The sequence below is a fragment of the Kitasatospora sp. NPDC029312 genome, from assembly GCF_055569215.1.
Genome location: NZ_JBVHXY010000057.1, coordinates 30,751 through 43,368, shown reverse-complemented (window position 1 = coordinate 43,368; position 12,618 = coordinate 30,751). Strand labels below are relative to the sequence as shown.

Here is a 12,618-nt window from a genome sequence, read left to right as displayed (position 1 = left end):
TCACCTCCCGAGACGCATTCACCCCACAACAAACGACCCGCTCCCCCCCCCCCCCCCCCCCCCCCCCGCTCCCCTCCCCCCCCCCCCCCCCCCCCCCCCCCCGCCGGTCCACCGCGCATGATCGGAACTCCCATGCCCCGCATCACCCGCACCCACCGCACCCACCGCTCCGGCGGCACCGCCCGGCTGGCCGGCGCCGCCGCCCTCGCGCTGGCGGCCGCCCTGACCCTCTCGGCCTGCGGCTCCTCCGGCGGCGACTCCTCGGCCGCCAAGGTCACCCAGCAGAAGGACGACAGCCCGTACCAGGGCACCAAGCTGGCGAAGAACTTCGAGAAGCCCGACCTCCAGCTGTCCGACACCTCCGGGCAGCCGTACGACCTGCGGCAGCGGACCAACGGCAGGACGACCCTGCTGTTCTTCGGCTACACCAGCTGTCCGGACGTCTGCCCGACCACCATGGGCGACATCGGCGTCGCGATGAAGTCCCTCTCCGTGGAGGACCGGAAGAAGATCGACGTCGTCTTCGTCTCCACCGACCCCCAGCGCGACACGCCCAAGGTGCTGCGGACCTGGCTGGACTCGATGGGCAGCGACTTCATAGGCCTCACCGGCGACCTGGGCAAGGTCAAGACCGCCGCCCGGTCGCTCGGCATCATGATCGAGGACCCGGTCGTCAACCCGGACGGCACGGTCACCTCCACCCACGGCGCCCAGGTGCTGGCCTTCCTCCCCTCGGACGACAAGGCGCACGTGCTCTACATGAGCGGCACCGAGGAGAAGACCTACGAGCACGACCTGCCGCTGCTCGCCAAGGGGGTCGCGGCGTGACCACGGCGGCGACGGGCACCCGACGGTTCCGCCGGTCCGCCCTGCTGGGCGCCGTGGTCGCCACCGCCCTCGGCGGCGGCGCCATCCTGGCCGCCTGCGGCACGGGCGGCCAGGACGGCGCCGGCGGCGCGGGCCCGGCGAAGCTGAGCGTGGCCGATCCGTACATCCCGCTGCCCCCGGCCGGCGGGATGGGCGCCGGCTACCTGACCGTCCGCAACGACGGCGGGCCGGACCAGTTGGTGAAGGTGACCAGCCCGGCCGCCGAGTCCGTCACCATGCACCGCTCGACCACCTCGACCATGGAGCAGGTGGACAGCCTGGACGTGCCCGCGCACGGCACGCTGGAGCTCGCCCGCGGCGGGACCCATCTGATGATCATGGGGTGGCAGAAGGCCCCCGCCGTGGGGGACGAGCTGGAGCTCGACCTCACCTTCGCCAAGTCCGGCACGATCGCGGTCAAGGTGCCGGTCAAGGAGCTCACCTACCGGCCCGGCCGGAGTTAGGGGAATCCCCAGCATGCAGCAGGCCTCGCACCGCCGGGACGCCGCCTCCAGGACCGCCCCCTCCAGGACCGCCCGCCGGCGCATCGCCGGAGTGCTCGCGATGCTCGGCGCGCTGTTCGCCCTGGTGCTCGCCGGCGCCGGCCCGGCCTCCGCCCACGCCACCCTGGAGTCCACCGACCCGCGGCAGAACTCGGTGGTCGCCACCGCCCCGCAGGCGGTCACGCTGACCTTCAGCGAGACGGTGTCGCTGTCCGGCGACTCCGTACGGGTGCTGGACCCGGCCGGCAAGGCCGTGGACACCGGGAACCCGGAGCACGCCGACGGCCGGGGCGACACCGCCCGGGTGGGGCTGAACAGCGGGCTGGCCAACGGCACCTACACGGTGGCCTGGCGGGCCGTCTCGGCGGACTCGCACCCGGTCGGCGGGGCGTTCACCTTCTCCATCGGCGCGCCCTCGGACACCTCCGTCTCCGCCACCGCGCTGCAGGGCGCCAAGGCGGACGGCCTGGTCGCCGCCCTGTACGGCACCGGGCGCACCGTGGCCTACGGGGCGTTCGCGCTGCTCGCCGGGGTGGCCGGGTTCGTGCTGGTCTGCTGGCCCGCCGGGGCGACCAGGCGTCCGGTGCAGCGGCTGCTGATGACCGGCTGGACGGCCCTGCTGGCCTCCACCGTCGCGGTGCTGATGCTGCGCGGCCCGTACGAGCGCGGCTCCGGCATCGGGAAGGCGCTGGACCTGTCGCTGGTGCGCGCCACGCTGGACGAGCGGATCGGCACCGCGCTGGCCGCCCGGCTGCTGCTGCTCGCCGCGGGCGGGATCTTCCTGTCGCTGCTGGTCGGGCAGCTGGGCCAGCCGCAGCGGACCGTCCCCGCGCAGGCCGCGGACCAGGCCGCGGACGAGGACGACGACGAGGCCGCCGAGTTGCGCGAGCTGGAGCAGCGGGCCGCCGAACGGCCGGAGCGCGACACCCGGTTGGGCCTGGGCGTGGCCGGGCTGGTGCTGTCGGTCGCCCTCGCGGCGACCTGGGTCGGCGCCGACCACGCCTCGGTGGGCATCCAGGTCTGGCTGGCGCTGCCGTTCGGCATCCTCCACCTGATCGCGATGGCGCTCTGGCTGGGCGGCCTGGCCGCACTGCTGGTCGCGCTCCGCGAAGGGATCGGCGCCGAGGTGGTGGACCGCTTCTCGAAGGTCGCCTTCGGTTCGGTGGTCGCGCTGGTCGTCACCGGGGTCTACCAGTCGTGGCGGGGTCTGGGCAGCTGGGGCGCGCTGACCGGCACCGAGTACGGGCGGCTGCTGCTGGTGAAGACCGGCTGCGTGGTCGCCATGCTCGGCGTCGCGTGGGTGTCCCGCAGCCGGCTGGCCCGACTGCGCTCGGCGCCGGCCGAGGCGGCGGAGGTCGAGCGGGCCGAGGTGCCCGAGCCGGTCGGCGCCCCGGCGCACAGCGAGGACCCGGTCCGGCAGGCGCAGCTGGACCGGCAGCGGGCCGCCCGGGCGAGTGCCGGGCGCGACCGCGCACTGACCCCGACCCGGGCGGGGCTGCGCCGTTCGGTTCTGGTCGAGGCGGTCGTCGCGGTGGCGGTGCTGGTGGTCACCACGATGCTCACCAACTCCCCGCCCGGGCGGGTGGCGGGCGCGGTCACGGCGGCCGGGAGCGCCGCCCCGGCGGCGGGCGGGTCCGCGGCGGCGCCGCAGACCGAGCCGGGCCGCACGGTGGAGCTCAAGCTGCCGTACGACACCAAGGGCCGGACGCCGAACGCCAAGGGCACCGCGACGGTCAGCGTCAACCCGGCCGGGCCGGGCCCCAACGAGGTGAAGCTCGCGCTGGACGGCGCGGACGGCAAGCCGGTGCAGGTCCCCGAGGTGCAGCTCGCCTTCACCCTCCCGGACCGCGACCTGGGCCCGCTGCCGGTGACGCTCACCCCGGAGGGGACCGGCCGCTGGCGCGGCACCGCGCAGCTGCCGCTGGCCGGCACCTGGGTGGTCTCGGTGCAGATCCGCTCCTCGGACATCGACCAGACCACCCCGACCCAGCAGTTCAAGGTCGGGTGAGCGCGGTGGACGGGAACGGGACGGGACAGGCCGGGGTCACCCGCCGGACGCTGCTCGGCACGGCCGGCGCCGGGCTGCTGGTCGGCGCCGGGGCCGGAGCGGCCGGGGCGGTCGCCTACGACCGTCCGGCCGACGGCGGGGCGAACGGCGGCGGGGCGAACGGCCGGGGCTCGCTCGGCGCGGGCCGGGTGCCGTTCCGCGGCGAGCACCAGGCGGGCATCCTCGAACCGCAGCAGGCGGAGGTGCGGCTGGCCGCCTTCGACCTCGCCGACGGGGCCGGCCGGGACGGGCTGCGGACCCTGCTGCGGCGCTGGACCGGGGCGGTGGACCGGCTGACCGCCGGGGAGCCGGCCGAGGAGTTCGACAACCAGGTCGCGCTGGACGCCGGGCCGTGCTCGCTCACCGTCACGGTCGGCTTCGGCGGCACGCTGTTCGACAAGGCCGGACTGGCCGACCGCCGGCCGGCGGCCCTCGAACCGCTGCCCGCCTTCCCCGGCGACGCACTGGACCCGGCGCGCGGCGACGGCGACCTGTTCGTCCAGGTCGGCGCCGACGACGCCCTGGTGGCCGTGCACGCGCTGCGGACGCTGCAGAAGCTGGCCGCCGGGACGGCGGCGCCGCGCTGGCAGTCGGCCGGCTTCGCCCGGACCCCGGGCGCGACGGCGCGGCCGGTGACCGGACGCAACCTGATGGGCCAGATCGACGGCACCAACAACCCCAAGCCGGGCGAGGACGGCTTCGCCGCCAAGGTGTTCTGCGCGGGCGGCGGTGACCAGCCGGCCTGGCTGGCCGGCGGCTCGTACCTGGTGTTCCGGCGGATCCGGATGCTGCTGGACCACTGGGAGGAACTGCCGGTGGACCGGCAGGAGCGGGTGATCGGACGGCGCAAGGCGGACGGTTCGCCGCTGAGCGCACCGGCCGGCTCGGGCGAGGGCACCCCGGTGGACCTGGCCGCGCAGGGCCCGGACGGCGGCCTGGCGATCCCCTCCGACGCGCACGTGCGGGTCGCGGCCCCGGCGGCCAACGGCGGTGCGGCGATGCTGCGGCGCGGCTTCTCGTACCACGACGGCCTGCTGCCGGACGGTTCGCCGGACGCGGGGCTGCTGTTCCTCGCCTTCCAGGCCGACCCGCGCAAGGGCTTCACCCCGGTGCAGCGCAAGCTCTCCCGGGGCGACGGCCTCTCCCGCTTCCTACGGCACGAGGCGAGCGGGCTGTACGCGGTGCCGCCCGGCGTGCCGACCGGGGGCTACCTCGGGCAGCAGCTGCTGGAGGGGTAGGGCGGGCCCGTCTCCAAGGTCCCTGCCCCGGTCCTCGCCCAGCACTTGCCCGGCCCTCGCCCCGCACGTGCCCGGCCCGCGGCCCCGGCGAGCACCCTGGAGACGGGCCCGCGTCCGCGAGCGCGGTCCGGTCACCGAAACGCTTTCCTGCCGGGGCCGCGGAATCGTTATGGTGACTGCTTCGGCACCATCGGACCCAGGCGGCACCCATTCCCCACGGAGGCGTCATGTCGGCCACCCGCTACACCTACCTCGGCCCGGCCGGCACCTTCACCGAGGCGGCGCTGCACACCCTGCCCGAGGCGGCGACCCGGGAGCTGGTGCCGCTGTCCTCGGTCGCGCTGGCCCTGGACGCAGTGCGCGGCGGGGAGGCCGCCGGGGCGTTCGTGCCGATCGAGAACTCGGTGGAGGGTGCGGTCACCGCGACCAATGACGAACTGGCCGCCGGCACGCCGCTGATGATCTACCGCGAGGTGCTGCTGCCGATCTCCTTCGCGCTGCTGGTGCGGCCGGGCACCGAGCTGTCCGGGATCAAGACGGTGACCAGCCACCCGGTGGCCCAGCCGCAGGTGCGCCGCTGGCTGGCGGCCAACCTGCCGAACGCCACCTGGGAGTCGGCCGCCTCCAACGCGGACGGCGCCCGACTGGTCGCCGAGGGCCGGTTCGACGGGGCGTTCGCGGGCGAGTTCGCTGCGCCGATCTACGGGCTGGACCCGCTGGTCAAGGACATCGCGGACGCGCAGAGCGCGACCACCCGGTTCGTGCTGGTCGGCCGCCCGGGGCGGGTCTCCTCGGCGACCGGCGCGGACAAGACCTCGATGGTGGTCTGGCTGCCGGACGACCACCCGGGTGCGCTGCTGGAGCTGCTGCAGGAGTTCGCGGTGCGCGGGGTCAACCTGATGCGGATCGAGTCCCGGCCGACCGGTGAGGGGCTGGGCAGCTACTGCTTCCTGATCGACTGCGAGGGGCACCTGTCCGAGCGGCGGGTGGCCGAGGCGATGATGGGGCTCAAGCGGATCTGTCCGCAGGTGCGGTTCCTCGGCTCCTATCCGCGCGCCGACCGTCAGGTGTCCAAGCACCGGCGACCGGGGACCTCGGACGAGGATTTCGCCGCCGCGGCGGACTGGTTCTCCCGGGCGCTCGACGGGCGCGGGGACGTCTGAACCGGCCTTCCGGGCCTTCCTGGCTTTCCGGCGCTCCCCGTCGGGACCGATCCGCGCCGACCCGCGGGCGGCTGTCCTCGACCGTTGCCGACCGTTGTCGACCGGGCTGATCGAGCGGGGCGGGTGACCGTTCCGTCGTCCACAGGGCCGCCCGGGGCCTGAGGCCGCTGTCCACAGGCCTTCCCGCTGTCCACAGCCGAAAGTTATCCACAGGCCTGGGGATGAGTCGACAAACCGGTATAGCCATTGCACAGAACTGGTCGGATCATCGGTTTGCGCCGCAGAGATGACCAATCGGACCAGAGTCACCCCCTTCCCGGCAAATCACCCGTCCGAGTGCTTCAATTCCCTCACCCGAGAAGGTCGAATGAGGTTTGAAACCTCAATTCGTCGGTTCCGGTGAGCGGAGGGCGATCCTCCCCATCGATCCACAGCCCCGGCCCCGGGCCTGTGGATAACTCGCCGCCGACGAGTTCCCCACAGCGGTTATCCACAGGTACCGCGGAGTTATCCCCAGGGGAAAACCGGTACCGGTGGAGGAACGACCGCCCGGTACGCTTGGCCCTGTGATTGACCTTCGCCTGCTCCGTGAGGACCCTGACCGAGTGCGCGCCTCGCAGCGCGTCCGTGGCGAGGACGTCGACCTGGTCGACGCCCTCCTCTCCGCCGACGAGCGACGCCGGTCCTCGGGCACCCGCTTCGACGAACTGCGCAACGAGCAGCGGGTGCTCGGCAAGCAGGTCGCCCAGGCCAAGGGTGAGGAGAAGACCGCCCTGCTGCAGCGCACCAAGGACCTCGCCGCCGAGGTCAAGGCCGCGGACGCCGAGCAGAGCGCGGCCAAGGAGGAGGCGGACCGCCTGCTCCGCTCCCTGGCGAACCTCATCGACCCGGCCGCCCCGGTCGGCGGCGAGGAGGACTTCGTCACCCTGGAGGAGATCGGCACCCCGCGCGACTTCGCCGCCGAGGGCTTCGAGCCCCGCGACCACGTCGAGCTGGGCCAGCTGCTCGGCGCGATCGACACCGAGCGCGGCGCCAAGGTCGCCGGTGCCCGCTCCTACTACCTGACCGGCGTCGGCGCGCTGCTGGAGCTCGCCCTGGTCAACATGGCGATCGCCCAGGCCACCGCGGCCGGCTTCATCCCGATGATCACCCCGGCCCTGGTCCGCCCGGCGGCCATGGACGGCACCGGCTTCCTCGGCCAGGCCGCCGAGAACGTGTACCACCTCGGCGACGAGGACAAGTACCTGGTCGGCACCAGCGAGGTCCCGCTGGCGGCGTACCACATGGACGAGATCATCGACGCCGACAAGCTGCCGCTGCGCTACGCCGGCTACTCGTCCTGCTTCCGCCGCGAGGCCGGCACCTACGGCAAGGACACCCGCGGCATCATCCGCGTCCACCAGTTCGAGAAGGTGGAGATGTTCGTCTTCACCACGCCCGAGGACGCGGAGAACGAGCACCGCCGCCTGCTCCAGTGGGAGAAGGACTTCCTCAACGCGCTGGAGCTGCCGTACCGGGTGATCGACGTCGCCTCCGGTGACCTCGGGGCCTCGGCCGCGCGCAAGTTCGACATCGAGGCCTGGATCCCCACCCAGGGCAAGTACCGCGAGGTCACCTCGACCTCCAACACCACCGAGTACCAGGCCCGCCGCCTGTCGATCCGGATGCGCGAGGAGGGCAGGACCCGCCCGCTCGCCACCCTGAACGGCACCCTGGTCGCCGTGCCGCGCACCATCGTGGCGATCCTGGAGAACCACCAGCAGGCCGACGGCTCGGTCGTCGTGCCGGAGGCGCTGCGGCCGTACCTCGGCGGACGCGCCGTCATCGAGCCGGTCAAGTGACCTCGACCGCACACCCCGGCGGTGGCGACCTGCCCTACCGGCTGGTCGCCACCGACCTCGACGGCACCCTGCTGACCAGCGGGGAGACCGTCTCCGAGCGCACCCGCGCCGCGCTGGCCGCGGCCGTCGGCGCGGGCGCGCTGCACATCGTGGTGACCGGGCGCTCGGCCGTCTGGGCCCGCCCGGTGTTCGACGAGATCGGCTACACCGGCATAGCGGTCTGCGGCCAGGGCGCCCAGGTCTACGACGCGGGCGCGCACAAGCTGCTCACCTCGCTCACCCTGGACCGCCGGCTCGCCGCCGTCGCGATCGAGAAGATCGAGGCCGAGACCGGCCCGCTGGCCGTCGCCGCCAACCAGGACGGTCTGGACGGCCAGGTGCTGGCCGGCCCCGGCTACGAGCTGCTGATCGGCTCCGACCTGCCGGTCGTCCGGGTCGGGCGCGACGAATTGCTCGCCTCCCCGGTCAGCAAGCTGTACATCCAGCACCCGGGCCTGACCGACGACGCCCTCGCCGAGGCCGCCCGCCGCGCCGCCGGCGACCTGGTCGGCGTGGTGATGGCCGGGGCCGGCGTGGTCGAGCTGCTGCCGCTGGGCCTGTCCAAGGCCACCGGTCTGGCCGTCGCCGCCCGTCGCCTGGGCGTGCGCGCCGCCGACACCATCGCCTTCGGCGACATGCCCAACGACGTCCCGATGTTCGGCTGGGCCGCGCACGGCGTCGCGATGGCCAACGCGCACGCGGAACTGCTCGCCGTCGCCGACGAGGTGACCTCGGGCAACGACGAGGACGGCGTGGCCGTCGTCCTGGAGCGCCTCTACCCGCTCGGCTGAGCGGGCGTCGGCCGGACACCCTGATCTCCACGGCGCGAGGACCCCGCCAGTTGTAGGATGACCGGGCAAGTGATTGTAGGATGACCCGTGTCCGATCGACGGTGTGCGAAGGGAGGCCCGGAATGAGCGGCGACGGCAACGGTCTGCAGGCGGCCGGGCGGCGTTCCCTGGTGGACACCGCGATCGACCAGCTGCGCGAGCAGCTCGCCGGCGGCGCCTGGCCGGTGGGTTCGCAGATCCCCACCGAGCACGAACTCGCCGAGCGGCTGCAGGTCGGGCGGAACACCGTGCGCGAGGCGATCCGGGTGCTGGCGCACGCCGGGATGCTCGTCTCGCGGCAGGGCGAGGGCACTTTCGTCCGGTCCACCAGCGACCCGGCGGCGGTGCTGCGCGGCGTCCAGCGCTCGGGCATCCGGGACGTCCTGGAGGTCCGCGCGGCGCTGGAGGCCGAGGGCGCCCGACTGGCCGCGCTGCGGCATACCCCCGAGGACATCCGGCGGATGCGGGCCGCCCTCGCCCGCGAGGCCGAGGTGATCGCGGCACACCCCGACCGGGCCGGCCGCGAGGCCACCGTCGAACACGACCTGGAGTTCCACACCGCCGTCGTCGAGGCCGCGCACAACCCGGCGCTGGCCGAGGTGTACCGCTACTTCGGCGCGTCCGTACGCGAGTCGATGACCTCCGCGTTCGGTGACCACGAGATGCCCGAGGTGGTCGTGGCCACCCACGCGGCCCTGGTCGACGCGATCGAGAGCGGTGACCCGGACCGGGCCGAGGCGGCCTGTCGCGCGCTGCTCGCAGGGCCGACCGCGGCCGTCGAGCAGCTGCTCGCGGCCATCGCGGCCCGGAAGTAGGGCGGCGCGGGCCCCTGCTCGGCCCGTCCGCGCGCTCCGTCCGTCCGCCCGTCCGCGTTCCCCGCCTGTCCGCGCCCTCCGCCGGACTCCCAGAACCCCGCGTCACGAAAGAACAGCACACCCATGGCCGTCACCCGCGCCCCGCAGCCGGTCGCCACCACCTCCGCCCCGCTCCCCCTGCACTCCCGGCTGGCCCACCCCGCCCTGCTGCTGACCGGCATCGTGCTGGTCGCGCTGAACATGCGCGCCTGCCTGGCGGCGGTCTCCCCGATGGTCGGCGAGATCCAGCGGACCTTCGGCCTGTCCGCCACCGCGAGCGGGCTGATCACCACCGTGCCGGTGCTCTTCCAGGGCGTCGGCGCCCCGCTCACCCCCCGGCTGACCCGCCGGTTCGGCGCCGAGCGGGTCGTGCTGGGCGCGGTGCTGGTGCTGGGCGCGGGCGTGCTGCTGCGGGTGCTGCCGTCGGTGTTCGCGCTGTACGCGGGCTGCGTGGTGATCGGCGTGGCCATCGCGGTGCTGAACGTGTCGATGCCCGGCCTGGTCAAGCGGGAGTTCCCGGACCGCGCGGCGACCATGACCGGCGTCTACTCGACCACCATGCTCGTCGGCGCGACCCTCGCCGCCGGCACCTCCGTCCCGCTGGAGCACGCGCTCGGCGGCGGCTGGCGGGCCTCGCTCGGCGCCTGGTCACTGCTGGCCCTGGTCGCGGCGGCGGCCTGGCTGCCGCAGGTGCTGCGCTCCCGTCAGGAGAAGGCGGCGGTGGCCGCGGCAGCCCAGCCGGGCAAGCCGATCGAGGGCATCTGGAAGTCCCCGCTGGCCTGGCAGATCAGCCTGTTCATGGGCATCTCCTCGCTGCTCGTCTACACCCTGGTCGCCTGGATGCCGACCATCCTCGCTGACCACGGCATGGACCGCGGCCAGGCCGGCCTGGTCTTCGCCTTCTCCAACCTGGTGCAGGTGGCCGGCGCCTTCCTGGTGCCGCTGATGGCCGGGCGGATGACCAGCCAGCGCGCCCTCGCGGTGACCATGGCGGCGCTGAACGGGCTCGGCATCGCCATGCTGCTGGTCGCGCCGGTCTCCGCCGCCTGGGCGTCGGCGGCCGTCCTCGGAGTCGCCCAGGGCGGTTCACTCGGCCTGGGCCTGGCGTTCATCGTGCTGCGCACCGGCACCGCGGCCGGCGCCGCCCAGCTGGGCGGCATGTCCCAGGCGATCGGTTACCTGGTCGCGGCCGCCGGCCCGGTCGGCGCCGGGGCGCTGCACCAGCTCACCGGCGGCTGGGAGGCCACCCTGGTGCTGATGCTGGTGCTGGTCGCCGTGGTCGGCACGGCCGGCTGGGGTGCCGGGCGCAACCGGACGCTCTGAAAGAACGGCGCGGCAGGGGCGTTCGCCACCGTGGGCGGGACACGGGAGCGAGCGCATAGCGCCGTTCCCGCTCGGTTCGTCCGACTACTCCTCGGCTGTTTCTCGGCTACTTCTCGGCTCCTCCTCGGCTACTCCTCGGCGGCGAGGGTCAGCCCGGCGAGTTTCACCGAGGCCAGGACCGTCGTCGCGACGGTGACCACCAACAGCAGCGGGACGGCCGCGCCGAGCGAGACGTCGGCGCCGATCGCCACGTCCCCGGCCACCGCCTCGGCGACCGCCCGGCTCCACTGCTGGATGCTCAGCGTCCGGGCGCCCTCGACGAAGTTGCCGAACAGCGACTCCCAGACGAGCGCGTACGCCAGTCCGGCCACCACCGCGTGCCGGGTGACCACGCCGAGCAGCACGAACAGCGCGCTGTACGCGACCCCGGCGACCAGCACCGCGACGGTGTAGCCGAGCGCCAGGCCGTCCTTGGTGCCGTAGAGCAGCAGGCCGGAGACCAGGGTCGGGACGGCGGCGAGCACCCAGACGGTGCCGATCGCGACGGTCAGCTTGGTGGTGACGATCTGCCAGCGCGGCAGCGGCTTGGCCAGCAGGTAGACGATCGAGCCGTCGTCGATCTCGGTGGCGATCACGCCCGTCCCGACCACCAGGCCGAGGAGCGGGACGAGGGTGCCGAGGTCGAGCTGGGCGAGGATCTTGACGGTCAGGCCGTGCGCGTCGCCGCTCGACCCGGCGGCGATCGCCGAGACGACCAGCAGCAAGGCCGGGGCCACCAGCAGCAGGGCGCCGCGGCGGCGGCCGAGCAGGCCGCGCAGGGTCAGCCTGGCGACGGTCGGGTTCATGGGCGGTCGGCCCCTTCCTGGGTCCGGTGGGTGTCGTGGATCGGGCGGTGGATCGGGCGGTGGATCGGGGGGTGCATCGGGCGGCGGCTCAGGCCGCGCCTCAGGCGGTGACTCAGCCGGTGACTCAGCCGGTGACTCGGTCCGCGGCTCAGGCGGAGACCAGGTAGGAGAAGACGCTCTCCAGCGACTCGTCCGCCGGGGAGACGGTGTACAGCCGGATGCCCGCCTCCCGGGCGACCCGGGGCAGCAGGGTGGTGAAGCCCTGGAAGTTGACCGCCTCGATCCGCAGCGCCCGCTCCCGTTCGTCCACCTCGATGCCGCTGGTGGAGCCGTCCGCGATCAGTGCGGCGGCGAGCCGGCGGTCGTCGCTGGAGCGGACCAGGTAGCGGTGCGGGCGGTCGGTCATCAGCCGCCGGATCCGGCGGAAGTCACCCGAGGCGGCGTGTCGTCCGGCCACCACGACCTCGATGTGCCGGGCCAGTTGCTCGACTTCCTCCAGGATGTGGGAGGAGAACAGCACCGTCCGGCCGTCCGCGCCGAAGCGGCGCAGCAGCTCCATCAGCTGGAGCCGCTGGCGCGGGTCCATGCCGTTGAAGGGCTCGTCCAGCAGCAGTACGGCCGGGTCGTGCACCAGGGCCGAGGCCATCTTGACCCGCTGCTTCATGCCCTTGGAGTACGTCCCGGTGCGGCGGTCCTTGGCGTACGCCATCTCGACCAGGTCCAGGGCGCGCCGGGCGGCGGCGCCGGGCTGGGGCAGGCCGTGCAGTTCGGCGTTGGCGAGGACGAACTCCCAGCCGGTCAGGTAGTCGTACATCGACTCCCGCTCCGGCACCAGGCCGATCTGCCGGTACACCTGCTGGTTGCGCCAGATCGGCGCGCCGTCCAGGGTGACCGCGCCGCTGGAGGGGGCGAGGAAGCCGCTCATCATGTGGATGAGGGTGGACTTGCCCGCGCCGTTGGGCCCGAGCAGGCCGGTGATGCCGGGGCCGATCGACATGGTGATGTCGTTGACCGCGACCACGTTCCCGAACCAGCGGGAGACCTTGTCGATGCTGATGGTGGCCATGC

General features: G+C 73.8%; 11 protein-coding genes. 9 read left to right on the top strand and 2 right to left on the bottom strand.

The window, feature by feature from the left end; genetic code table 11:
* Positions 1–132 precede the first annotated feature (132 nt).
* The 9 genes from ACZ4WV_RS32125 to ACZ4WV_RS32085 all read left to right on the top strand — a co-directional run bounded on the left by ACZ4WV_RS32125 (position 133) and on the right by ACZ4WV_RS32085 (position 10,705).
* Entirely contained in the window at positions 133–828 is a 696-nt protein-coding gene (locus tag ACZ4WV_RS32125; RefSeq protein ID WP_465752170.1) for an SCO family protein, read from the top strand.
* A complete protein-coding gene (locus ACZ4WV_RS32120) occupies positions 825–1,331 on the top strand; it encodes a copper chaperone PCu(A)C (RefSeq protein ID WP_465752169.1) in 507 nt (168 codons plus the stop codon). The genes ACZ4WV_RS32125 and ACZ4WV_RS32120 overlap by 4 nt, the downstream gene beginning before the upstream one ends.
* A 13-nt stretch (positions 1,332–1,344) precedes the next feature.
* The gene (locus ACZ4WV_RS32115) at positions 1,345–3,378 is read left to right on the top strand and encodes a copper resistance CopC/CopD family protein (RefSeq protein WP_465752168.1); all 2,034 of its coding nucleotides are present in this window, start codon (positions 1,345–1,347) and stop codon (positions 3,376–3,378) included.
* Entirely contained in the window at positions 3,375–4,655 is a 1,281-nt protein-coding gene (gene efeB / locus ACZ4WV_RS32110) for an iron uptake transporter deferrochelatase/peroxidase subunit (RefSeq protein WP_465752167.1), read from the top strand. The genes ACZ4WV_RS32115 and efeB overlap by 4 nt, the downstream gene beginning before the upstream one ends.
* Positions 4,656–4,882: 227 nt before the next feature.
* The gene (pheA, locus tag ACZ4WV_RS32105; RefSeq protein WP_465752166.1) at positions 4,883–5,818 is read left to right on the top strand and encodes a prephenate dehydratase; all 936 of its coding nucleotides are present in this window, start codon (positions 4,883–4,885) and stop codon (positions 5,816–5,818) included.
* 566 nt (positions 5,819–6,384) lie between these two features.
* Positions 6,385–7,659: a serine--tRNA ligase gene (gene serS, locus ACZ4WV_RS32100; protein ID WP_465752165.1), complete on the top strand. Its 1,275-nt coding sequence runs from the start codon at positions 6,385–6,387 to the stop codon at positions 7,657–7,659.
* Positions 7,656–8,489, top strand: coding sequence for an HAD family hydrolase (locus ACZ4WV_RS32095; RefSeq protein ID WP_465752164.1), 834 nt, complete (start codon positions 7,656–7,658; stop codon positions 8,487–8,489). Before serS ends, ACZ4WV_RS32095 begins: the two co-directional genes overlap by 4 nt.
* A 122-nt stretch (positions 8,490–8,611) precedes the next feature.
* Complete coding sequence (locus ACZ4WV_RS32090) at positions 8,612–9,343, top strand: FadR/GntR family transcriptional regulator (protein WP_465752163.1); 732 nt, start codon at positions 8,612–8,614, stop codon at positions 9,341–9,343.
* A gap of 123 nt (positions 9,344–9,466) precedes the next feature.
* The gene (locus tag ACZ4WV_RS32085) at positions 9,467–10,705 is read left to right on the top strand and encodes a CynX/NimT family MFS transporter (RefSeq protein WP_465752162.1); all 1,239 of its coding nucleotides are present in this window, start codon (positions 9,467–9,469) and stop codon (positions 10,703–10,705) included.
* Positions 10,706–10,833: 128 nt separating this feature from the next.
* Here the strand turns inward: ACZ4WV_RS32085 and ACZ4WV_RS32080 are convergent, their stop codons facing one another.
* On the bottom strand, positions 10,834–11,550 hold the full coding sequence (locus ACZ4WV_RS32080) for an ABC transporter permease (protein ID WP_465752161.1): 717 nt from the start codon (positions 11,548–11,550) through the stop codon (positions 10,834–10,836).
* 148 nt (positions 11,551–11,698) lie between these two features.
* Positions 11,699–12,616, bottom strand: coding sequence for an ABC transporter ATP-binding protein (locus ACZ4WV_RS32075; RefSeq protein WP_465752160.1), 918 nt, complete (start codon positions 12,614–12,616; stop codon positions 11,699–11,701).
* Positions 12,617–12,618 lie beyond the last annotated feature (2 nt).

Excerpts from the sequence above, each read along its gene's own strand:
- ACZ4WV_RS32125 (WP_465752170.1), top strand. The coding sequence starts at position 133 with ATGCCCCGCATCACCCGCACCCACCGCACCCACCGCTCCGGCGGCACC.
- ACZ4WV_RS32115 (WP_465752168.1), top strand. The coding sequence starts at position 1,345 with ATGCAGCAGGCCTCGCACCGCCGGGACGCCGCCTCCAGGACCGCCCCC.
- pheA (WP_465752166.1), top strand. The coding sequence starts at position 4,883 with ATGTCGGCCACCCGCTACACCTACCTCGGCCCGGCCGGCACCTTCACC.
- ACZ4WV_RS32090 (WP_465752163.1), top strand. The coding sequence starts at position 8,612 with ATGAGCGGCGACGGCAACGGTCTGCAGGCGGCCGGGCGGCGTTCCCTG.
- ACZ4WV_RS32085 (WP_465752162.1), top strand. The coding sequence starts at position 9,467 with ATGGCCGTCACCCGCGCCCCGCAGCCGGTCGCCACCACCTCCGCCCCG.
- ACZ4WV_RS32080 (WP_465752161.1), bottom strand. The coding sequence starts at position 11,550 with ATGAACCCGACCGTCGCCAGGCTGACCCTGCGCGGCCTGCTCGGCCGC.
- ACZ4WV_RS32075 (WP_465752160.1), bottom strand. The coding sequence starts at position 12,616 with ATGGCCACCATCAGCATCGACAAGGTCTCCCGCTGGTTCGGGAACGTG.